We start from the raw sequence: 23,213 nt of genomic DNA, 5'->3' as shown, positions 1-23,213 counted from the left end.
AAAAAAATGATGAAGAATAACCCATTTCTTACTGTTTTTCTATTATTTGGTATTCAGGTATTGCTTATCAAATACCTGGATTATCTGGATTTTGAGATGGGACAAGGTTTATATCTTGCTTTTGTTTGTTTTTGTATTCCCACCATCTCTATCATTCTTAATTGGTTTACCGGAGAGTCCAGATATAAAAAATCATTCAGGTATTTTACTTTTTTTACTGTAATAATGTCTCTTCTGGCATTTGTAGCATTGTCTTATTTAGGGGCTTTAGGAAAGGCATATCAAAATTAAAGTATGAAAAAAACGGCTATAGATTATCTTAATTTTGGGTTGGCAGGCATTTTTATTGGAATGCTTATTCTCTATGGAGTTACCTTACTTCCCAAGAAGGAACAGGAACCTGATAAATTCAACTGGTCGGCAAAAATTATCAGTATGAAGCCAAATTCGGTGGATGAACAATCAGGAATGCTGAAGATTCTGGATGCTATTTTCATCAATAGCTCTAATCAGACCTTAACCAGATTAGACCATTACTCTCCTAAATCAATTTTTTCCCAAAAAGGATCAGATTCTGCTTATTTTTGGACACAAAATGAACTCTTACCAGATTCTTTATATATTAAATATTTTTCTGTTGAAGAGAGTAAATTCTATCAGTTAAATACTAGGCTTCCCCTAGAGAAAATGCATAATTCTTTAAAAAATAAAGATTTTGCAACAGATTTGAAGATAGAGATTCAACAGGGCGGTAAGATTTCTCTGAAGATTGAACAACCGGAATCTGAAAATTTCGGATCAAAATTAATACACAATTTCCAGGCAAAAGAAATCCAGGGAACATTAAAAATGTTGGTCTATGGAGAGCGTTTAGAAAATTATGATTTTTCTTTGCTGAAGAAGGTATCTGATTATTCAGATCTTATTATTCAAAAATATGTATGGAAAATGAAAGTTGAAATTGAAGGTTCTGAGAACATTTTAGAAACTTCAGCCAATACTTTTGAATGGAAATCAATCAGAACGGATAATAAAACTCTTGAAGATGCTCTATTAAGAAATATTCCGAAAGATGCTGTTGTTCAATGGGAAAATGAATGGCATTATCACAGCTATTATGCTTTCGACGGTCAGCAAATCTTAGATGCTTTTAAAGAACTCAATAAGATAAAGAGTAATGAACCCGCTATCATAACTTTTAAAATATTTAAAAATACTTTTCCAAAAGCTGAAATATCTAAAGCTGGGAAAACGATTAAGCTAAAGAATATTGACCCCAATATTCCTATCAAGATTATTTCTAGAAAATGTACGGTATAATAAAAACATCCGAAAGATGTTCTTAGCATTAATACCTGATTCCCGTCTTTTTAAGAATAAAACTTAAAAGCCATATCGGCCCTATCAGCAGAAACTGGATGTCTTTAAGAAAAGAAGGCTTTTTACCTTCAATCTTGTGTCCGATAAACTGGAAAATCCATGTAATGATAAAAACACCGAAGTAAAGAATCCAGGATTGTTTGCCGAGGGTAATATTGGTAAGGTAAATACAATGTTCTGCCAAAAGCATCATCAAAATCATGGTGATTCCGATTAATAAAGAAAGCCTTACATAATATAAACTTATCAGGGCAACAGCCACCAAACTTACAATACTGATGCATCCAAAATAGGAAATGCAGAAATGAGAGGAAGGAATTAAGGAAATAAATCCAAGAATAGAACAAAAAATAAGAGGTACACAAAACCAATGAATGAACTTGTTAGTCGCATTTCTATGGCTTTTACTATATTCTGCAAATAATAAATCAACCTTTCTCATACTGACAGGAATTGGATTAATGCTAAAATAATAAAATTTTGTAATCAGTGGTAAGATTGCTTACATTTGTGTTATGTCTGCCTTAGAAAAGTTCGGAGTAGAAATATCTACGGAACGTAATATTTTTGAAAGAATTGCCGTTGATAAACCCTTTCGGCCTGAAAATCCGGCATTTATTTTTATTAAATCAGGAACCATAAAACTTCGCCAGCACTTCAGTGATCTGGAAGTTTCTGCCAATATGTTTATGGTAACAGACCCACAGACTATTTATGAAGTAGTAGCGGTAAGTGATGACTTTCAATCAAGAATGGTTTCCTATAAAAGGGATTTTATTTCGGCGCTATCCTTAAAATTCAATAGACTGATTACGTACCGATATTTCAGACAGCAGATGAATAAAGGTGTTCCCTTTCCTGAGAATGAAATGGAAGTGGTCTGGAAAAGTGTCAATTTTCTGAAATTTATCCTTGATTCTGAAACTGAAATGCTGTACAAAAAAGAAATGGTAGAACATCTTTTCTCTGTTTTCTGTTATCAGATGGCCGGAATTATTTCAAAGGAAGATAATAATTCCATGAACCAGATGTCCAGACAGGAAGAAATTGTCTTCGTTTTTCTTACTGATCTTTCTGAGCATCATCTCACAGAGAGAACGGTAGAGTTCTATGCCGAAAGACAATCCATTACAACCAGACATTTGTCAGCAGTAATCAAAGAGGTAACAGGGAAGTCAGCAAGCCAGATTATTGCTTTAATTGTGATTAATGAAGCAAAAGTACTTCTAAACTCTTCTAATAAACCTGTTTCTGAGATTTCTTCTATCCTTGGTTTTAGCGACCAGTATGCATTTTCTCATTTTTTTAAAAAACATCTGGAGGTAAGCCCAAGACAATACAGGCATCAGTTCGAAAGCTAAAATCTTACATTTGAACATCTTTTTCCAAAAATCAAACATTTGATTGAATTTGTTGTTGTCCTAACTTTGCATCTGTAAAACAAGGTAAAATGACAAAGAAAATAAAAACAGCACTATCAGTTCTGATAGCAGCTTTTCCTGCGCTGTTTTTTTCACAACAGATTAAACAGTTGACCGCAAGGGAGATTGCTGAACTGGCAGTTCAGAATCATCAGCAGTTGAAGGTTTCCGCTCAGAATATTGATATTGCAAAACAGAATATCAATGTTGTTAAGCTTCAGAAACTTCCAGCCATCACGGCCTCTACAAGCCAATTCTATTTGGGAGATGCAGTAGCCATCGATAAAGATTTTTCAAATTCTACAAAGGTTCCTATGCCTCATTATGGAAGCTCCTATGCTGTTCAGGCAACACAGCTGATCTTTAAAGGAGGGTTGGTAAATAAATCTATTGAAATGGCAGGACTTCGTGAACAGCTTTCTGAACTGGATCTGGAGAAAAATAAACAGGATGTGAAATTTTTAGTAATTTCAAACTATCTGGATGTCTACAAGATTATCAATCAGGAAGACGTGTTTCAGAATAACAAAAAGTTAGCTCAGGAACGTCTTAAGAATATTCAGAAATTCTATCAGCAGGGGATGGTGACCAGAAACGAAGTGATTCGTGGTGAGCTTGCCCTTAAAAATCTGGATCAGGGTATTCTGACGCTTTCAAATAATAAAAAAATCCTTAATTATAATTTAAATATTGCTTTAGGTTTATCTTCTGACACTGAAATAGTTCCTAATGAAAGCTTAGAAAACAAAGAATCAGGAATCGGAATAGATTATTATATGAATCTTGCTCACGACAGCAATCCGGTGTTGAAGTCAGCACAGAAAAATATAGCAGTAGCTGATAAAAATATTGAAATTATTAAAACTGATAATTCACCTACTGTAGCAGGATTTGGCGGATATACTTTACAAAGACCAATTACTACGAGAAACCCTGTCTTGGATATGTATTCAGGAGGTTGGCAGACAGGTGTTTCTCTTAGTTACAATATCGATACCCTGTATAAAACAAAAGAAAAAGTAAAATTAGGTGAACTGCAGAAGAATCAGGCAAGTGATGCGATGACTTTGGTTCAGCAGAATGTAGATATGGGTGTGAATGCAGCGTATACCAAATATCAGGAGTCTATTCAGCAGGCAGATATTTTAAATGATTCCAAAAGGCTGGCAGAGGAGAACTATAAAATTACCGAAGCCAAATATCTGAATCAATTGGCCGTACAGGCGGAAATGATTGATGCTCAAAACCAGAAACTGCAATCAGAATTGGATTATGCCAATGCAGAGATCAATGTTTTGTATCAATATTATAACCTTTTGAAAGCTACGGGAACACTTTAATTTTTTAAACTGAAATCAACACAATGGAAAACAAGGAACAAACTACTCAAAATACTACATCAACTCCCGCAAAACCAGCGGCAGACAACAAAAAAAAGCAGAATAAGAAAAATAAAATCAGAGCGATTATTTCCAATATCGTTGTTTTTCTGGTGATTGGATTCGGATTATTCTGGCTTATTCGTGAATATTTTCACATCGGAAATAAAACCTATACAGAAGCGGCTCAGGTAGAAGAATTCATTAACCCGATCAACACAAGGGTTTCTGCTTATATCAAAGAAATTAAATTTATTGAGCACCAAAGAGTTAAAAAAGGAGATACACTGGTTATTTTGGATGAACGTGAAATCATTACCCAACTGGGACAGGCAGAAGCAGCTTACCAAAATGCTATGGCTCAGAAAACGGCAACCAGCTCTTCTGTAAATACAGTTTCCAATAATGTAAATGTAATGGAATCTAATATTGCAGGGGCAAAAGCAAGACTTTGGAATGCTGAGCAGAATCTGAACAGATACAAAAACCTTTTATCTGCGGAAGCGGTAACAAGACAACAGTACGATCAGGTAAAAACTGAATATGATGCCCAGAAAGCAGCATATGAGACGTTGGTGAACCAAAAACAATCGGCAAATCTTTCTACTACAGAAGTGAAAAGCAGATTGGGAATTAACGAGGCAGAGATTAAAAGAACAAAATCTGCACTGGATATGGCGAGAATCAATCTTTCTTATACCGTAATTACAGCTCCTTATGATGGAGTAATGGGAAGAAGAACGATTTCTGAAGGACAGTTGATTCAGCCAGGGCAGCAAGTAGCAACCATTGTATTAAACGGTCAGAAGTGGGTAACAGCCAACTTCCTTGAAAGCCAGATGCCTAATGTTAAAGTAGGAGAGAAGATGATGATGACGGCAGATGCATTGGGTGGAAAGCAGTTTGAAGGAGTTGTAACCGCTGTTTCTGCTGCTACCGGATCAAGATATTCAAGTGTGCCAACCGATAATTCGACTGGTAACTTCATTAAAGTACAGCAGAGAATCCCCGTAAGAATAGAGTTCACTGCTTCCAACAAAAAAGAAGATCTGGAGAAGTTAAGTGCAGGAATGAATATGAATGTGAATATTAATAAAGACTAGAAGATGGAAGATATCAGATTCCAGGCATTATGGAGTGTGAAGAATTAAGGTTGAATATTGAAAGTCTGCCATCTGATATCTGAAATCTATTATCTACAATATGTACAACAAAGGATTATATAACGACTGGGTACCTAAACCCATACAGCTCCTGCTGATTGTATTGCTGCTTGCTGTGGTAATGCCGATTGGTGGGGTGTATACCGGGAACATTAGTTCTTTGGTGAGTGGTACCGGAGCGATGACAGAATATTTTATGTGGGCAAATTATGCAACCACTATTGGAATGGGAGCGTGTATGCCGGTTGTTATCAGAATTAAAATGAGATTTAAAGTAAGAGACAAATTGGTGCTGTTATTGGTTCTTTTAGGATTATTAAGTTACATCAATTCTACTACTTTACAGCCGATGATCTTTGTTTTTTCCGCTTTACTGATCGGATTTATGAAGATGATGGTAACTATAGAACTTTTCCTGCCATTGATGGTAATGATTGGGAACAGAGGGATTTTTTATGGAGCATTTTATACATTTGTTCTGGTGATGAATCAGGTAGCTGTGTATTATTCAGCAGAATTTGCTCTTCTTTATAATTGGCAGCAGTATTATGTTTTTACAGCAGTTTTATGCTTTATTTTAGCTTTGATACACTGGATTTTCATGCATAACAAATACTTTGCCCTGAAAGTTCCATTGCATTATATTGACTGGCTGAGTATCCTGCTTTTCATTTCAACCTTTATGTTTTCGGCCTATGTGTATGCATTCGGAAGACAGCAGGACTGGTTGAATTCAAAGAATATCATTAATGCAAGTATTGCAGCTTTTGTAAGTTTTGCATTGCTTTCCATTCGGCAGTTAACTTTAAAGAGACCTTATCTTTCTTTTAAAATTTTTACAAAAAGTAATGTACAGAACGGTTTATTTATGCTGTTCTGGCTGGGGATGTTCTTAGGAACGGCTTCCCTTCAGAATACTTTTGCTGTAGGAGTTTTAGGGTATGACCAGTTAACCAATGCGAAACTGAGTATGATGATGATTCCGGGAATCATTGTGGCTGGGGTGATTGCTATATTTTGGTTTAAAAAAGAAAAGCCATTGAAAATGTATATTTTTTCAGGGTTTTCAGGGATGATAGGATATGCTATTATCATGTATTTTTCTATGGTTCTGGAGTTCAATTATGATAACTGGTACTTACCTATGTTTTTAAAAGGCTATGGAATGTGTTCACTGTTTATCTCCGTTTGGTTCTATACGCTGGATAAACTTGAAATGGATGAAATGCTGGCAGCCATCGGATTGGTATTGGTTTGGAGAACCTTCTTAGCTGTAGGTATTTTTTCAACCCTATATTCATGGTTACAGTACCGTTTTCAGGTGACAGCAATAGGAGATCTTGCTGTTTATATGGACGGAATGACCGTGACTCCGCAAAATGTGATGGCCAATATGAAAGCCATTCAGCTGAATGCTATCCTGATAGCCACGAAAAAAATATTCGGACTTATAATTCTGATTGGTTTTGGAGTCCTTTTGTATGTGGTAACCCATCATTTTGGGGCTAAAAGATTCCAGTATTTCAAATTTATCAGAGTACTTGGCGGGAAATCTGTTATTGCAAGAAGAAGACTTCGTGAACGCAAAAGATTATTAGAAGAAATAAAAGACGCAGCAGGGCCTGCGATGTAAAGATACCTTGTTTTTCACTGTAAGATCCTGGTCCTTAGTTGGGCTGGGATCTTATTATTTTTGGTAGGGAAGCGGGAGGCTGGAAGAGGGAAGTTATGATAGACGGTTAAGATCTATATCTCAATTTTTATAGATGGATTATTGCATATTGAATTTAAGCTTTATAAGGCGGGAAGCGGGAGGCTGGAAGAGGGGAGTTATGATAGGCGGTTAACATCTATATCTCAATTTTTATAGATGGAATACTGCATATTGAACTTTAGTTTTATAAGGCGGGAAGCGGGAGGCTGGAAGAGGGAAGTTATGATAAACGGTTAAAGACTGTTGCTCAGTGCAAGAAAATTATTGAAAAGTAGTTATAGCTATACTGATGACATAAATAACTTCCTGTCCCACCTTCCATCCTTCTACTTTAAAATTCTGTAACACATGTATTATAAACTGCAATCTAAAACCCGCTGAACAATAACTTCCATCTTCCAGCCTTTACATCAAAAAAGTGAAAAATTTCACCTTTTCTTATTTTTATTGTTTCTAAATAAGAATTACCTTTGCCGGATTATAAAACTTTGATTTGAAGGAATGAAAAAGCAGTACGCATTCATAGGTCTATTGGCATCGGGATTACTATTTTCCCAAACTGTTAAAGATTCTGTAGCCTCTAAAGGTATAGAAGATGTTGTCATCGTAGCATCCAGAAAACCTACCAAAATATCTGAGATTCCTGGTACCGTTTGGGTTGTTCAGAAAGAAAAAATTCAGGAACAGGCCAAAAGCGGGGTTCCGATTAAGGAAATGTTATCCATTTTAATTCCAAGTATGGATATTGGTCCGCAGGGAAGAACAAACTACGGACAGAATATGAGAGGACGTTCTGCCCTGGTAATGATTGACGGAGTTTCTTTGAACAGTATCCGTGCCATCAGCCGTCAGCTGGATGCCATTGATCCGTTTAATATTGAAAGAATCGAGGTACTTTCCGGAGCCAGCTCTGTCTACGGTGGAAATGCAACCGGTGGTATCATTAATATTATTACAAAAATACCATCCAAAAAAGGAATTAGCGGAGAAACTGAACTGGGTGTACGTACAGGATTTATGGGAAAAGACGACCATGATTTCCGTGCAGCACAATCTATTGCAGGAAAAGGAGAAAAGTTCTTCGGAAGACTGGGAATTGCTTATCAGCAGAATGGTGGAGTATATGGAGCTGATCAGAAACAGCTTTTTACCGATATTACCCAAACCGATCTTCAGTATAACCAATCTATTGATGTCCTTGCAACCGGAGGATATCAATTTAACAATAAGCATAAAATAACAGCTTCTGTTCAATATTATAACTCAAAATTCAATGGTGACAGAAGTTTATATTTAGGACAAAACCTAAGCGCATTTACCAAGAAAGACGGAAGTCTACTGGAGATGAGAGATGGGTTTTCTTCCGATAAAAATGTAGGTACAGAGCGCTATATGGCAACAGTAGCCTACAATGGAAATAATATTCTGGGTGGGCAGGATCTTTATATTCAGCTTGCCACGAGAGGAGAAAAACTAGGATTTTATCCTTTCCCCGGAAATGTAAAGCTGGACAAAACGAGTATGGCTTATATGTCTTCTTCACAGCAGGATACTTATTATTCTGGAATTAAAGCTTTATTGTCAAAATCATGGAAGGGATTGAATGTTACTTATGGAACTGATATAGATTTTGAAAAGTTTGAAGGAACACAATCGGTATATGATATTACTAAAACAATGTCCAGCGGGGGATTAATTAACGAGACTCAATACAGGTTAGGAAGATATCCTACTAACCATTCTCAAAGTTATGCAGGGTATGTTCAGGCAAAATATAATATTATTCCAAAGTTACAGCTTAATGCAGGAGTACGTTACCAGCACATCAACGTAAAAATGGATGATTTTGTAGGCTCTGTACAACAGACACAGATTGCTATGGGATATGGAGCCTCCGCTTCAGCTATTCCGGGAGGAGAAAGCTCGTATAATGTCACATTAGCCAATGCCGGATTACTGTATAAAATCAGCGAGCATCACCAGGTATGGGGAACATTCTCCCAAGGTGCAAGCTTAGCAGATCCTGCTAAATATTATGGAATAGGAACCTATAAACTGAACGGAACCCATTGGGATGTAGTTTCCAGTATCAATGTCAAAGAGCAGCCTTTACAGGCTATCAAAACCAATCAGTTTGAAGTAGGATACCGTATTAATAAAGGAGGGCTGAGAACACAGGTTGCCGGATTCTTAAGTAATTCTGACAAAACTGTCGCTGTAGATAAAAATACATTCCAGATTCTTGTTAATGACCTGAAATTAAGAAATATGGGAATTGAAGCTGAGATTTCTTATTCTATGAACAACGGAGTGTATTTCGGAGCAAGTGGATTATTGATCAAATCTGAAGTAGACAATAAGGGCGAATGGCAGAAACAGGAAATTTACAATGCTTCTCCGTCAAAATTAGTAACATACATTGGATATAACGTGAAAAACTGGTCGTTCAGATTCCAGTCTTTACAGAATTTCAAACAGAAGGATGAACTTAATAATGTAGTGGAAGGATACAACACTTCAGACCTTATGATAGGCTACCGATTCCAGTTTGGAAAATTCAACCTTGGAATTCAGAATCTGTTCAATACGGATTACCAGACCATTTGGAGCAAGCGTTCCCAGGTTTTATACTCAAGCTACGGAATTCCGGACTTGTTTAATTATAAAGGAAGAGGCAGAACATTCAACCTGTCTTATACTTTTGAATTTTAAAAAAATAAGATTAGGGTATTATGCCTTAGTCTGAATCAAATACTTTCTATAAATCCGGTTTCTGATATTGATCGGAAGCCGGATTTTAACTTAAAAAATAAATTCAGTTATGGCTCAAATTTCAACAGGGCAGTTCATTGCCGAAGTTACCAGAAAAGAATACATCACCGATCATTTTATCAGAGTGTATCTGTATTCTCCCGAAGTTCATTTGTTTAAGAATACCACGATAGGAGACAATAATAAAATTGCCATTCCTCCGGTTGGATTAAACGAAGTGCATTTTCCAACTATAGAAAATGATGAATGGGTATATCCGCCAAAAGAAGTGGCTCCATCCATCAGAACATATACGCATAGGGGAATTGATCTGGAAAAGAATGAAATCTTTATTGATTTTGTAGATCATGGAGACGGTGGTCCGGCCTCAAAATGGGTAAGAGAAGCAAAAGCAGGTTCAAAGCTTGGAGTAATGATGCGTCTTGGTGAAAAAGAGCTGTATCCTGAGGCAGAATGGTATTTATTGGCAGGTGATGCTACGGCAATTCCTGTATTAAGTGCTATTTTAGAAACCCTTCCGGAAACGGCAAAAGGAGTCTGTATTATCGAAGTTCACGGAAAAGAAGATGAGCAGATCTTAGAAACTAAAGCAGATATTGAGTTTAGATGGCTTCATAATTCCCAGCCTCAGGTCAGCAGTGAAATTGCTGATGTGGTAAAGAGTATAGAGATTCCTGAAACATCAAAATTTGGCTATGTAGCTTGTGAATTCTCTAGTGTTAAAGAAATACGCACTTATCTTAGAAAAGAAAAGAACTGGACCTCAAAAGAACTCTACGCTTTTTCTTACTGGAAAGCCGGTAAAGCAGAGAACGAGTCGCAGGAAGACAGACATGAAGAGAAGGAATCAATAGCATAAATGGAGTTAAGGTAAGGGAACTCTTTAATGCTTTTAACGCAGTGCCTTTGCGAACGGAAAAATAAGAAGGATTAAAGTTATCTTAGGGATCATAGCGTTTTAAATCTATAGTTGAACTAATGTTATCATTTTAACGTAGTGTTCGCAAAGATTTAAAATAAAATATATAAATACGTTCGCAAAGGCGCTTCACTCAGCAAAGGTTGTAATCTGGCTGAATGAAATGTCTTTGTGATCTTAAAAAAGCACGGGCATCCTCAAAAAGCCTTGCAATTTATTGTGTTATATTTATGTATTTAGATAAAATGTGAGCAATAGTTTCATTCCGAATTGAGGGATAAAGAGAATAAAGTTCTGTAAGGGAAAAAACAATGAGAACTTCGTAACCAGAAAACCCGAACTTCAAACTTTGAACTTTACCCTCTGAAGCCGTATCTTTGCTGCTATGAAAGATTTAATGGGCCAAGCGATCTGGGATTATTATCACGATGAAAATCCTCAAGATCTGCAAACAGAAACGTCAATTTCTGAATTGGATGAACTTCCTGTAGATTATTTATTCAGGGATTTTGAAGAGATGAATGATATTGAGCAGAAAGCTTTACAACTTTCAAAAGGTAAAGTTCTGGATATTGGAGCAGGAGCCGGTTCACATGCTTTATATCTTCAGAATGCAGCTGATCTTGATGTCACAGCGTTGGATATTTCTCCGAAATCCATTGAAGTTTGTCAGTTAAGAGGAATTAAAAAGGCTGTTTGTAAAAACATCCTTGATTTTTCAGGGGAAACGTTTGACACTGTTTTATTGTTGATGAATGGTACCGGAATCTTTGAAGGATTATCTAAAATAGATCCTTATCTTCAGAAGCTAGGAGCATTACTGAATGAGGGTGGACAAGTTCTGATCGACAGTACGGATATTCTTTATATGTTCGACCGAGATAAAGACGGCGGAGTATACATTCCTGCCGGAGGGTACTACGGAGAACTCGAGTATATTGTTCATTATAAAGGTGAATCTGAAAAACCGATCACATGGCTTTACTTAGATTTTAATACGTTGAAGAATGCTGCAGAACACAATGGCTTTAAAGTTGAAAAGATATTGAAGGACGAAGATTCTTATTTAGCAAAACTGACCAAAAAATAAATTATTTTAACGATATTCATTGGAAGAAACGGGCTTTAGCCCGTTTTATTTTTTATATCCTTTCCATAGGCTTTAGCCAAAACTTATTTCGGAATGATCTGCGAAATCTGTGGGAGAACACTTTTTCACCATCAAAAAAGAAAGGCTGTCTCCCATAGAAACAGCCTTTAATCTTTATAGTAAGGAAAAATTATCCGATTTCAATACCGTTTTCAACATTGTTGTCGTCCGGTGTTACAAAAGATAATTTACCATCAGGTTTAGTCGTTAATAATAACATTCCCTGAGATTCAATACCTCTGATCTTTCTTGGAGCAAGGTTTAATAGGATCATTACTTGTTTACCCACTATCTCTTCAGGAGTAAAGCTTTCTGCAATTCCTGAAACCACAGTTCTTACATCCACTCCAGTATCTACAGTCAGTTTTAGTAATTTATCTGCTTTTTCTACTTTTTCAGCTTCTAAAATGGTGGCTGTTCTAAGATCTATTTTAGTAAAATCATCAAAAGTGATTTCTTCTTTCATTGGATTAGCGTTAGGGTTTGTTTTCTTATTGTTTTGTTTGGTATCTTCCAGCTTCTGGATCTGAGCTTCGATTACACTGTCTTCAATTTTTGAGAACAGAAGAGAAGATTCATTGATTTTGTGACCCGTTTCAATTAAAACAGACTGAGTTTCAACATCACTCCAGTTTTTCTTTTCAACATTGAACATGTTCAATAGCTTTTCAGAGCTGAAAGGCATGAACGGTTCACATAGCTGTGCTAGAGCAACAGCGATCTGAGCCCCAACAAATAAAGACTGAGCTGCTTTTTCCGGATTATCCTTAATGGTTTTCCAAGGCTCTTCAGTCTGAAGATATTGGTTTCCGAATCTCGCAAGGTTCATTAATGCCGATAAGGCATTTCTGAATTCATAATTGTCCAGGAATCCTGAAATTTCTGCTGCTGCTTTATTGATCTCTTTTAATTCCGGACTGTTTACATCTCCCTGAGGAACAACACCATCATAATATTTATGAACAAGAACTGCAACTCTATTGATAAAGTTTCCGAAGATTCCTACCAATTCAGAATTGTTTTTCGTCTGGAAATCCTTCCATGTAAAGTTATTATCCTTTGTTTCAGGTGCTGATGAAAGAAGAGCATATCTTAAAACATCCTGTTGTCCAGGGAATTCTTCTACATATTCATGAGCCCATACTGCCCAGTTTCTTGATGTCGAGATTTTATCATTCTCAAGATTCAGGAATTCAAAAGCAGGTACATTTTTAGGCATGATATAGTCTCCGTGAGCCTTCATCATTGCCGGGAAGATAATACAGTGGAATACGATATTATCCTTTCCGATAAAGTGTACCAGGTCACTGCTTTCACTTTGCCAGTAATCTTTCCAGTCTTTTCCGTTTTTCTCAGCCCATTCTTTAGTAAATGAAATATATCCGATTGGAGCGTCAAACCAAACATAAAGAACTTTTCCTTCTGCATTCGGAAGCGGAACCGGAACACCCCAGTTCAGGTCTCTGGTCATAGCACGGGGTTTTAAACCATCATTTAGCCATGATTTAACCTGACCATATACGTTAGGTTTCCAGTCATCTTTGTGACCTTCAATAATCCATTCGTTTAAAAAGTCTTCATATTCATTCAAAGGAAGGTACCAGTTCTTTGTATCTTTAAGAATAGGAACATTTCCACTAAGCATTGATTTCGGATTGATCAGTTCTGACGGAGAAAGGGTGGACCCACATTTCTCACATTGATCTCCATAAGCATTTTCATTACCACAATTCGGACAAGTTCCTACAATATAACGGTCAGCAAGGAATTCTCCTGCCTGCTCATCAAAATACTGCTCAGAAACCTCTTCCGTGAATTTTCCTTTTTCATAAAGAATTTTGAAGAAATCCTGACTGGTCTCATAATGTTTTGGGGAAGTGGTTCTTGAATATTCATCAAATGAAATTCCAAGATCTGAAAAAGATTTTTTAATGATCCCATGGTATTTGTCCACGATATCCTGAGGAGTAACCCCCTCTTTTTTAGCTCTTATGGTAATAGGAATACCATGCTCATCCGAACCACAGATAAACGCTACATCTTTTCCTAATCTTCTCTGAAATCTTGCGTAAACATCCGCAGGAATATAAACACCTGCCAAATGCCCTATATGAACCGGACCGTTTGCATAAGGCAAAGCTGCCGTAATCATCTTTCTGTTTGACATTTATAGTAAAGTTTTAACAGCAAAGATAAGGATTATCTCTTGAATACCGCTCTTTGTGGAGTTATTATAGTAAAAGCTACTGTTTTTTGTGCTTGAATATGAATTTAAGTTAAACATTTGTTTAACTTTTTGTCAATGTAAAATAAATATTATGCATTGCATACTATCGTGTAAAATATTGAGGTGTATAATTTTAACTAAAAACGGTTTCGTAATATACATAAATTTATCATAATTTATATTAAAATTATAATAATTCTATTTTTTTTTTAAATTGCAACACTGGTATCAAGCCAGAATAAGACTGAAACGAAACTATAAAAATAAGATTGTGAAGAATTTTACAACAGTATTAAAAATAGCGCCTGCTTTCTTACTGGCAAGTACAGTAATGCACGCGCAGACTAAAGACTCTATCACCAAGGAGAAGAAAATTGAGGAAGTGGTTTTGATTGGGTATGGTAAACAGAAAAAAACTGATTTAACCGGATCTATTACAGCTCTATCTGCTGCGGACTTTAATAAAGGAGCAGTGACTACAGCTGAAGGATTAATTAATGGTAGATCTTCGGGGTTAGTGATTACCCAGTCCGGAACACCGGGGAATGAGGCGACAATCAGGATCAGAGGAGGATCCTCGTTGAATGCTAGTAATGACCCTTTGTTGGTGGTTGATGGTTTACCATTAGACGGAGTTTCTTTGTCTACGATTAACCCTAATGACATTGAATCATTTTCAATCCTAAAAGATGCGGCTTCTACCGCTATTTATGGTTCCAGAGGTTCCAACGGTGTGATATTGATTACAACAAAAAAAGGAGGGAAGAAGCTTAGAGTTTCTTTGAACGCATTTACAACAGTTAATACCCTTGCTAAAAAGATTGATGTATATTCTGGTGATGAATTTAGAAATCTCATCAACCAGTATGTACCGGGGAAAGCCAATTTATTAGGTGCGGCGAATACAGACTGGCAGAAAGAAATATTCAAAACATCTGTGACTACTGATATTAACGCTTCGGTTTCCGGAAGTTTATTTGGAAGAGTACCAACTCGTTTTTCCGTTGATAATATGGATAATTCAGGGTTACTGATTACTTCCCAGTACAGAAGAACTACTGCTAATATTGCGTTAAGTCCAAGTTTCTTTGATGATCATCTGAAATTTAATATTACGGGTACCTATTCTTATACTTTCCAGAATAAAGCCAATGAAGATGCTATAAAAAATGCACTTTCTTATGATCCTACAAAACCTGTATTTGATTCAGCTTCTCCATTTGGAGGATATACAGAATGGACAAGATATGATTTGATAGATGGAGTTCAGGTACCTAAAGCATACGGAACTTCAAACCCGGTGAGTATGCTTAGAAATAAACATGACGTCCAGAATTTCAGAAGATTTTTCGGAAATATAAGTATGGATTACAAATTTCACTTCCTTCCTGACATGAGGTTAATTGTGAATGCCGGATTAGACAGTAAAGAATTGGATGGACATGTGGTAACTAATAAATATTCCAGGACGGGTTATTTTTCAGTAAATAATGTGTTTAATTTTTATGGGGAAGATTCTTATTCAGATGAAAGTATTCTTAATAAAAATGCCAATGTTCAGTTAAATTATACCAAAACTTTCGGAAAATTTAATCTTGAAGCTATGGGTGGATATGAATATCAGAACTATCACAAAGTGAGTTCTGCATCAGGTAATACCTTATTATATGCATTAGATCCTGTTAATAATTTTTATAATCCAGATTCTAAGCCGGATGTGAATTTGCAGGCGTTCTTTGGGCGATTAAACTTAGGATATGCCAATAAATATTTACTTACCATTAATTATAGAAGAGATGGTTCTTCTCGTTTTAGTAAAAATAATAGATGGGGGGATTTCGGAGGAGTTGCTGCAGCATGGAAGATATCAGAAGAAAATTTCTTAAAAGGCAACAGTAGTATTTCTGATTTAAAATTAAGAGCGAGTGTCGGAAAAACTGGCCAGCAAGATATCGGGGTATACAGATATGATTACTTCAAAACTTATAATACTTCAACTACTTTATATTACCAGTTTGGAAATCAATTCTACGAAATTGCGAAAGCAAACGGATATAATCAGAATCTTAAATGGGAGGAGAGTTTAAAATATAACATAGGATTGGATTTTGGATTTTTAAATAACAGAATAAAAGGAACATTAGATTTTTATCTGGCAGATACAAAAGATCTGTTGTCAATTGTTCCTGAAGGACCTTTGGAAAACTTAAGAATTATAGGACCTAAAAATATTGGGAAGCTCCAATCGAGAGGGATTGATCTTGGGTTGGATATAAAAGCTGTGAGAAATGAAAACTTCACCCTGAACTTTAATTACAACCTATCTTATAATAAAATCAATATCAAAGAGCTCGAAGTGAATGGTATTGATAAAGGAGGCGTTGGCTTAGGTGGTTTTGTTCAGACTTTCAGAGAAGGATATTCTCCTTATGCATTTTGGGTATACCAGCAGGTTTATGATGCTAATGGGAGGCCAGTTGAAGGTGCATATGTAGACCGAAATGGTGATGGACAAATCACCAGCGCAGATAAATATAATTACAAAAAGCCTCAGGCAGATGTTACAATGGGATTAATGACCAATGCAACTTTCGGCAAAAATTGGGATTTTTCAATGGGCTGGAGGATGAGCCTAGGTAATTATGTATATGATCAGATTTCTTCTGACAGAGCTCACTTAGGGAATATTAATAATACGGTTGATAATACAATTGCTAACAGTCCTTTAGATTTTAATACAACGCATTTCACTGAACCTCAGAAAATGTCTGATTACTATGTGAAAAACGGAAGCTTTTTGAAGCTGGACAATGTGACTTTAGGGTATACATTCAATAAATTTATAGGAAATAATGCTTCCTTAAGAGTATATGTTGCTGCTCAGAATGTTTTTACGATAACGAAATATAAAAACATTGATCCTGAAATATTTAATGATGGACTAGACAACTCAATCTATCCAAGAGCACGAATGTTTACTTTAGGTATTAATGCTAACTTCTAATCTTCTTTTACAATGAAACTTAACAGAATAAAAATATTTAAATTAAGAAATTGGGCCATTGCAGGTATTTTTCTTTTTACAACATCTTCTTGTCTGAATGACCTTGATGTAAAAGTAAATGATGATGAGTTATTTACATCGGAACAATTTTATGCAAATCCAGCTTCTTATAAGCAGTTTTTAGCTAAGATCTATGCTGGTCTGGCTGTAACAGGACAGAAGTCAGGGAATGGAGACTCCGATTTAGGAAACGAAAGTGATGGAGGTCCTAATGAAGGTTTTTCTCAATATTTAAGAGGGTATTGGCAATTACAGGAATTGACAACAGATGAAGCTATTATTGCTTGGGGAGAAAGTGATAACCCTACCATCAAAGATCTTAATTTTAATACATGGAATGCTGATAACGTATTTAATGAAGCATTTTTTGCAAGAATTTTTTTTCAGATTGGTCTTGTAAATGAATATTTAAGAGAAACAACAGAAGAGAAGTTGAATTCCAGAGGGGTATCAGCTGATTTAAAAACTCAGATTAAAATGTTCAGGGCTGAAGCTCGATTTTTAAGGGCCTTGTCTTTTTATCATGCTATTGATATTTATGGGAAGGTACCTTTTGCTACAGAAAATGATCCTTTGGGAACAAAGCCGGTAATGCAGTCAAGAGAATTTATGTTTAATTATGTAATTGACGAATTGAATGCTATAGAAGGAGAATTGCCTGCTCCAAGGATGAATGAGTATGGAAGAGCAGATAAAGCAGCAATATGGATGTTAAAAGCTAAATTGTATCTAAATGCAAAAGTTTATACAGGAGCAGATAAAAGTACTGAAGCATTAACAGAGGTTGAAAAAGTAATTGGCTCAAATTATAAAATAGCTCAAATTCCTTATGCTAATTTATTTAAAGCTGATAATAACAGCAATGGAGCACAGGAAGAAATTATTTTCCCTATTAATTTTGATGGTATCAAAACAAGAACCTATGGAGGAACTACATTTTTAATCCATGCAAATTGTACCAATGAAGTAGGAGCAACTTTAGGAATTGATTTTGGCTGGCAGGGATATAGAATCAGACAGGAATTTATGCAGTCTGTTGGAAATACAGATCCAAGAATAATGAAGGTGGCAGGAAATACAGATCCAGCCTCTATTTCAGATTATTTAAAATTTGACCAGGGCACAAAACTTATTAAATTCTCTAATAGATCATCAACAGGTGGTAATGGAAGTGATTCCAATTTCGTAGATACAGATTTCCCATTGTTCAGAATGGCTGATGCTTATCTGATGTATGCGGAACTTACGGTAGTAAATGGGAAAGGAAATATTGCTTCAGCTTTGAATTATGTGAATGCTCTTAGAACCAGAGCAGGAGCTCCTGCTGTATTGCAGTCAGCATTAACTCCAGATTTTATTTTAAATGAAAGAGGACGCGAATTATATTGGGAAGGGTATAGACGTCAGGACTTAATCCGTTTTGGAAAATACACTTCAGGTTATACCTGGCAATGGAAAGGAGGAAATATGAGTGGTACTGACCTTTCAAGTAATAAGTTACTTTTTCCTATCCCTAATAAGTATCTTAATTTAAATTCTAACTTATCTCAAAACCCTGGTTATTAATTAAAACGAAGAATATGAAGAATTTTTTTAAAATATTTATAATAGCAGTTGCTGGTTTTTTCCTGGTAGTTTCATGTGAAAAAGATGAAGACCAAGCGATACTAAATGAAGCAACTCAAAGTAAGATATCAACTAACAAAACAACAATTGTTTTAGATAAAACTCAATTAGACTCGGAAGCTGTAAGCTTTACATGGTTAAAGTCAACTTTTAATCTTACTGTAGTATCTAAACCACAAATAGAGCTAGGAATTAAAGGAACTAACTTTAAAGAAAGTAAATTAGTAGATGCTATAAGCTCACCTTCATCTCTAACAAATAGCCAATTGAATACCTTGGCAATGAGTTTAGGAGCGGTTGCTAATACAGTGAATGAGATAGAAGTGAGACTGAAAACAAGTGTAGGTAAAGCTTCTTTTTATTCCAACGTAATTACTTTAGCGGTAACTCCTTATATTCTAGGACCTGTTTATAACTATACTGATCTTTATCTTATAGGAGATGCTACAGCCGCAGGATGGACTAATGAAGCAACAAATACAAAGTTTCTGCCTTTACAAAAAGAAGCTACTGCTGGTGTTTATTCTTATACAGGATATTTTGCAAAAGGAGGTTTTAAAATGATTAAAACGCCAGGATCTTGGGATACTCAGTACGGAATGGGAGGAGCAACTGGTATTTTGAGCTCAAGCGGGTCGTCAGGAGATATTAAAGTGGATGTAGCAGGATACTATAAGCTGACAATCAATACAAATGCATTAACATATACATTTGGTCCAATAGCTGACCCAACAGTATCTTATAATGCCATATCAATGATTGGAACTGCTTCTGGAGACTGGAATACAGATGTTGATTTACAGAAATCAACTTTTGATCCTCATATTTGGGTAAAGAAAAATGCAACATTGAATTCCGGAGAATTCAAATTCAGAGCTGATCACGATTGGGGAACAAGCTGGGGAGTTGCACAGGAATTCTACGGGGTTGCCATTGTAGGAGGAGCCAATATTCCATTAACTACAGCATTTAAATATGATGCTTATTTCAATGATATTACAGGAGAATTTTCAGTAATTCCTGTATTCTAAATCAATAAAAATCAAGTTAAAATAAAGCAAAGTGCTGCTTTACTGCAGCACTTTATCTATTTTTTTAAGTTAATAAATAGTCATTATGAAGAAAATTACAGTTGGAGCGCTCTTGCTCTCAATGATGTTTACAGGTGTGAAAGCACAATCTTTAAAATCGCCGGACGGTAAATTTGAAATGAACTTCCAATTGAAAGATGGAGTTCCTTTCTATAACCTGAAATACAACGGTGCGGTGGTAGTTGAAGATTCAAAATTGGGATTGAGATTATTTAAAGACACAGCCATAAAATTTGCTTCTGAAATAGCCAAACCGGAAGATGCAAAATACGACCTTAACAACGGTTTTGCAAAGGTAGATGAAAAAAGAGACTCCAAAAATGAAACGTGGCAGCCGGTTCTTGGAGAAAAGAAAAATTATATCAACAACTATAATGAATTGGCACTTACGCTGAATCAGGCTTCTACAGACAGAAGTATTGTGGTAAAATTCAGATTGTTTAATGATGGTCTTGGATTCAGATATGAGTTTCCACAACAGAAAAATCTTAATTATTTCGTCATCAGAGAAGAAGATTCAGAAATCGATTTCCCAACTGATATGAAAGCCTGGTGGATTGTAGCAGATTATGATTCTCAGGAATATCAGTACCAGGAAACAAAAGTATCTGAAATTCCGGCAAAATGGGACAAAGCAGCTGATGCCAATGCCTCTCAGGCTTTAGTGAAAAATGCAGTTCAGTCTCCGTTAATGCTTAAAAAAGAAGGGAAATCACCTTTATACATCAATGTTGCAGAAGCTGCTGTATTAGATTACCCGGCTTCACATCTGGAAGTTGATGCCCAGAACTTTAAGTTCAAGACCCACTTAACAGGTGACAGGCAGGGAGCGAAAGGATATATCCAGACCCCATCAGTAACCCCTTGGAGAACGATCATCGTGGCACCAAAGGCAGAAGAGGTAATGGATTCCAAAATGATCTTTAACCTGAACGAACCTACGAAATATACTGATACGTCTTATATCCACCCAACAAAATACATGGGAGTATGGTGGGAAATGATTATCGGAAAATCACAGTGGGCCTATTCTACAGCTGAAAATGTTCATTTGGATAAAACAGACTTTGCAAAATTGACTCCAAACGGAAAACATGCAGCTAATAATACGAAAGTTAAAGAATACATAGACTTTGCTGCTGAAAATGGATTCCAGGGATTATTGATCGAAGGCTGGAATATTGGTTGGGAAGACTGGTTCGGACACTCTAAAGAATTTGTTTTCGACTTCGTTACCCCTTACCCCGATTTCGATATCAAAATGCTGAATGATTATGCCCATTCAAAAGGAATCAAACTGATCATGCATCACGAAACTTCAGGTTCAGCAACGAACTACGAAAGATGGGCAGATAAAGCATTCCAGACAATGAACAAATATGGGTATGATGCTGTAAAAACAGGATATGTGGGAGATATCATCCCAAGAGGTGAACATCACTATTCTCAATGGACAATCAACCATTATTATAGAATTGCTGAAAAGGCAAACGACTATAAAATTATGATAAACTCTCACGAGTCTGTTCGTCCTACAGGAGAAAGCCGTACCTACCCGAACTACATCTCTGCAGAAGCTGCACGTGGAACAGAGTATGAAGCATTTGGAGGAAACAAGCCAGATCACCAGACCGTACTTCCGTTTACAAGATGGATGGGTGGTTCTATGGATTATACTCCTGGAATTTTCCAGACAAAATTAGACTATTATTTCCCTGGAGATCAGCGTTTCGTAAAAACTACATTGGCAAAACAGCTTGCTTTATACGTAACGATGTATATGCCGCTACAGATGGCTGCCGATCTTCCTGAAAACTATAAAAAGCATATGGATGCCTTCCAGTTTATCAAAGATGTAGCTGCTGATTGGGATGACACGAAGATCTTATCTGCTGAACCGGGAGATTATGTAATCACTGCAAGAAAAGCAAAAGGTACAGAAAACTGGTTTGTAGGAGGAATTACCGATGAGAACAAACGTGAGTACACGGTAGACTTCTCATTCCTGGATAAAGGGAAGAAATATGAGGCAACAATCTATGAAGATGGAAAAGATGCAGATTATATAGACAACCCTCAAAGCTATAATATCTATAAGAAAGAGATTAACAGCAAATCGAAAATTAATTTTAAAATGGTAAGAAGTGGAGGTTTTGCGATCTCTATCAAACCGGTAAAATAAAAATTTCTTAATTTTATAATCCTTAAAGGCTACCCCTTTAAGGATTTTTTTATTTCTTAATCTTGTATTGTAATGCTGATGGCTAAAGTTTTTAATAAACAGAATGTTTTTCTTTTCCTGCTGATGGGGATGGTTGTAATGGGGTAAACTGATCCCTTTTGATAAATCCTACAATCAGTATTTCAATCTTTCCGCCTTTATAGATTGGGGAATTGCTGCGATTTTTTTATTGTATGGACTTAAGCTTAATCTCAAAGAAGTAGTAAAAGATATCTCAAACTGGAAACTGCATTTGTTGATTCAGTCCGGAACATTTATTCTTTTTCCGTTATTGGTATTGATCTTTTACCCTCTGGTGAAAGGAACAGAATATTATGAAATCTGGCTTTCCATATTTTTCCTGGCCGCTTTGCCTTCTACCGTTTCATCGTCTGTAGTAATGGTGTCTATAGCAAAAGGAAATGTGACTTCCGCAATTTTCAATGCTTCTATTTCAGGGTTGATAGGGATTGTAATGACACCTCTTCTGATGAGCTTTTTCTTAACTTCACAATCAGGTTCAGGAGATCAGGGTGAAGTGATACAACAGCTTTTGATGAAAGTTTTGTTACCCATTGTTTTAGGAATTATATTCAATCCTGTTTTTAAAAAATGGGTGACAAAATATTCAAATATCATTGCAGAATTTGACAAACTTATTATTCTGTTAATTGTTTATGAAAGTTTTTCAACAGCATTTATAGAAAATATTTTCAGTTCTGTTCCGCCGGTTATATTTTTAATACTGGCTTTCAGTGTGGTTTTCCTGTTTTTTGCAGTTTACAATATCCTTAAATTGATTTCAGGAAAGATGAAGTTCAATGCTAAAGATACTGTTACAGTCACTTTCTGTGGCTCAAAAAAATCACTCGTTCATGGAAGCCTTTTTCTATTGGTTTTGAATATTCCTGATGACAAAAAAGTATTATTTCTGCTTCCGGTAATGGTGTACCATAGTTTTCAATTGTTTTATGTGAGCTGGCTGGCCAGTAAAATTGCAGAAAGATCAATAGGTAATAAAGAATAGAATCTTAATAATTAAGATAAACCACTATGGCTATTGTGCTCTGTCGTTTTGAATACAAA

General features: G+C 36.0%; 15 protein-coding genes and 1 pseudogene. 14 read left to right on the top strand and 2 right to left on the bottom strand.

The genetic code is table 11. From position 1 onward, the window contains the following. Window positions 1–6: 6 nt before the first annotated feature. Window positions 7–291 carry a hypothetical protein gene (locus tag M2372_RS07250; protein WP_123319724.1) on the top strand — a complete coding sequence of 95 codons (285 nt, stop codon included), beginning with the start codon at window positions 7–9 and terminating at the stop codon, window positions 289–291. 3 nt (window positions 292–294) lie between these two features. After that, on the top strand, window positions 295–1,320 hold the full coding sequence (locus M2372_RS07245; RefSeq protein WP_123319723.1) for a DUF2931 family protein: 1,026 nt from the start codon (window positions 295–297) through the stop codon (window positions 1,318–1,320). Between the two features lie 28 nt (window positions 1,321–1,348). On the opposite strand, the gene M2372_RS07240 is transcribed toward M2372_RS07245, so the two are convergent. Beyond that, window positions 1,349–1,822 carry a DUF962 domain-containing protein gene (locus tag M2372_RS07240; protein ID WP_123319722.1) on the bottom strand — a complete coding sequence of 158 codons (474 nt, stop codon included), beginning with the start codon at window positions 1,820–1,822 and terminating at the stop codon, window positions 1,349–1,351. Between the two features lie 73 nt (window positions 1,823–1,895). Between M2372_RS07240 and M2372_RS07235 the strand changes: the two genes are divergently transcribed. The 7 genes from M2372_RS07235 to M2372_RS07205 all read left to right on the top strand — a co-directional run bounded on the left by M2372_RS07235 (window position 1,896) and on the right by M2372_RS07205 (window position 11,838). Then, the gene (locus M2372_RS07235; RefSeq protein WP_115971104.1) at window positions 1,896–2,741 is read left to right on the top strand and encodes an AraC family transcriptional regulator; all 846 of its coding nucleotides are present in this window, start codon (window positions 1,896–1,898) and stop codon (window positions 2,739–2,741) included. A gap of 89 nt (window positions 2,742–2,830) precedes the next feature. Next, on the top strand, window positions 2,831–4,141 hold the full coding sequence (locus M2372_RS07230) for a TolC family protein (RefSeq protein WP_123319721.1): 1,311 nt from the start codon (window positions 2,831–2,833) through the stop codon (window positions 4,139–4,141). 23 nt (window positions 4,142–4,164) lie between these two features. Further along, window positions 4,165–5,283 carry an HlyD family secretion protein gene (locus M2372_RS07225; protein ID WP_123319720.1) on the top strand — a complete coding sequence of 373 codons (1,119 nt, stop codon included), beginning with the start codon at window positions 4,165–4,167 and terminating at the stop codon, window positions 5,281–5,283. A 100-nt stretch (window positions 5,284–5,383) separates the two neighbouring features. Next, entirely contained in the window at window positions 5,384–6,976 is a 1,593-nt protein-coding gene (locus tag M2372_RS07220; protein WP_123319719.1) for an MFS transporter, read from the top strand. A 582-nt stretch (window positions 6,977–7,558) separates the two neighbouring features. After that, a complete protein-coding gene (locus M2372_RS07215) occupies window positions 7,559–9,769 on the top strand; it encodes a TonB-dependent receptor (protein ID WP_123319718.1) in 2,211 nt (736 codons plus the stop codon). A 109-nt stretch (window positions 9,770–9,878) separates the two neighbouring features. After that, entirely contained in the window at window positions 9,879–10,688 is an 810-nt protein-coding gene (locus M2372_RS07210; protein WP_123319717.1) for a siderophore-interacting protein, read from the top strand. Between the two features lie 445 nt (window positions 10,689–11,133). Then, window positions 11,134–11,838, top strand: coding sequence for a bifunctional 2-polyprenyl-6-hydroxyphenol methylase/3-demethylubiquinol 3-O-methyltransferase UbiG (locus tag M2372_RS07205; RefSeq protein ID WP_123319716.1), 705 nt, complete (start codon window positions 11,134–11,136; stop codon window positions 11,836–11,838). 190 nt (window positions 11,839–12,028) lie between these two features. On the opposite strand, the gene metG is transcribed toward M2372_RS07205, so the two are convergent. Then, window positions 12,029–14,065, bottom strand: coding sequence for a methionine--tRNA ligase (metG, locus tag M2372_RS07200; RefSeq protein ID WP_123319715.1), 2,037 nt, complete (start codon window positions 14,063–14,065; stop codon window positions 12,029–12,031). Window positions 14,066–14,396: 331 nt separating this feature from the next. Here metG and M2372_RS07195 point away from each other — a divergent pair, with 331 nt between their 5' ends. The 5 genes and pseudogenes from M2372_RS07195 (at window position 14,397) to M2372_RS07175 (ending at window position 23,154) form a co-directional block, all read left to right on the top strand. Then, window positions 14,397–17,129, top strand: coding sequence for a SusC/RagA family TonB-linked outer membrane protein (locus M2372_RS07195; protein ID WP_148060770.1), 2,733 nt, complete (start codon window positions 14,397–14,399; stop codon window positions 17,127–17,129). A 12-nt stretch (window positions 17,130–17,141) separates the two neighbouring features. After that, on the top strand, window positions 17,142–18,755 hold the full coding sequence (locus tag M2372_RS07190) for a RagB/SusD family nutrient uptake outer membrane protein (RefSeq protein ID WP_123319713.1): 1,614 nt from the start codon (window positions 17,142–17,144) through the stop codon (window positions 18,753–18,755). Between the two features lie 14 nt (window positions 18,756–18,769). Next, window positions 18,770–19,846, top strand: a complete 1,077-nt coding sequence (locus M2372_RS07185; protein WP_123319712.1) for a SusF/SusE family outer membrane protein — start codon at window positions 18,770–18,772, stop codon at window positions 19,844–19,846. Between the two features lie 85 nt (window positions 19,847–19,931). Beyond that, complete coding sequence (locus M2372_RS07180; RefSeq protein WP_123319711.1) at window positions 19,932–22,088, top strand: glycoside hydrolase family 97 protein; 2,157 nt, start codon at window positions 19,932–19,934, stop codon at window positions 22,086–22,088. Between the two features lie 78 nt (window positions 22,089–22,166). After that, window positions 22,167–23,154 (top strand): annotated as a pseudogene (locus tag M2372_RS07175) (bile acid:sodium symporter family protein). Window positions 23,155–23,213 lie beyond the last annotated feature (59 nt).

It is taken from the genome of Chryseobacterium sp. BIGb0232, from assembly GCF_024810195.1.
Classification (GTDB): Bacteria; Bacteroidota; Bacteroidia; order Flavobacteriales; family Weeksellaceae; genus Chryseobacterium; species Chryseobacterium pennae.
This window is presented reverse-complemented; position numbering and strand designations above follow the sequence as displayed.